General features: G+C 47.7%; 1 protein-coding gene. It reads right to left on the reverse strand.

The window, feature by feature from the left end; genetic code table 11:
• Positions 1-74: 74 nt before the first annotated feature.
• Positions 75-1,221 (reverse strand): IS3 family transposase gene (locus tag FE784_RS40500; protein WP_139607974.1). Its coding sequence is split into 2 segments (ribosomal slippage): positions 75-951 and positions 950-1,221, totalling 1,149 coding nucleotides; the frame shifts between segments, so codons are not numbered across the junction.
• Positions 1,222-1,278: the final 57 nt, after the last annotated feature.

Below are 1,278 nucleotides of genomic sequence, written 5' to 3' on the forward strand. Positions count from 1 at the left end.
TGTAATGCCCCCCGTTGTCAAGACACGAATTATTGATGAATAAGTTATGTCCTCCATTCTCGTAATCAAGTAAATTAGGATGCGATATTCTCGACTTTATGAGCATAGAATTGATCAGGCTTCCCATCATGGAGAGATTGATGCGGGCGCTCCTGATTGTAAAATTGGACATAGCGAGCTATCCCTTTGCGCAGCGCGCGAGGGTCTTCAAATTCATTCAGATAAATGCACTCGTACTTGAGCGATCTGAAATACCGCTCTGTTCGGCTGTTGTCGGTGGCTCGTCCTTTTCCATCCATGGACACTTTCACGTCTTCTTGAGCCAATAGATCAAGGTAGGCAGCGTTGGTAAAATGGGAGCCTTGATCGCTGTTCATAATCTCCGGTTTGCAGCGGCTGAAAGCACGTTTCAGGCACTTGAGAACAAATCCCTTTTCCAAGGTGCTGGACAGTTCATAATCGATGACTTTTCGGCTGTACCAATCGATGATGTTGAACAAGTACATGAAGCCTTTTCCCATGCGGATGTAGGTGATGTCGATACCCCAGACTTGATTCGGACGATCAATCGTAAGGCCTCGCAGAAGATAGGGCCGGCAGTATTTGGCGTGAAGCCGTTTGCTCAAGTTGGGCTTCGGGTAGATCGCTTCTAGCCCCATGATTCTCATGAGTCGACGCACACGCTTTCGATTGATGGCATACCCTCGATCCCGTAGGAATGCGGTCATGGTTCGATAGCCAAAATGCGGATGCTTGGTATAGATTTCATCGATCCGATGCATGATTCCTATGTTGAGTTCGCTCATCTGCTGTTCCTTGGAAGGACGATAGATGCTCGTCCTATTCACACTCAGCAGCTCAGCCTGACGCTTGATGTTAATGTCTTTACTCTCACGCTCAACCATGGCTTTACGTGATTCAAGGGATTCATTTGAGGCCAGATTTTTTTTTGAGCCAGTCGACCTCTACCGTGAGTTGGCCGACCAGCTTCTCGAGATGCTCTTGCTTGCTCTCGTACTCCTTTTTCATTTTCTCGGTTTCGCTGGTCTTCTTGTCAAACACGGTGGATGCTCGCTCCATGAACTCCGCTTTCCACCGACTTACCATCACCGGGCTGACTTCATATTTCGCGGCGATCTCGTTCACCGTCTGCTGCTCTTGCAGGACTTCCAGCACTACCTTCGCCTTAAACTCTGGGGTATATCGGTTTCGTTTTTCCATGGTCTCATTATAACTTATTTTTTAACCTCCCGTGTCTCAACCTATGGGAGCATTATA

The sequence above is a fragment of the Paenibacillus hemerocallicola genome, assembly GCF_006265175.1.
Taxonomy (GTDB): Bacteria; Bacillota; Bacilli; order Paenibacillales; family NBRC-103111; genus Paenibacillus_AB; species Paenibacillus_AB hemerocallicola.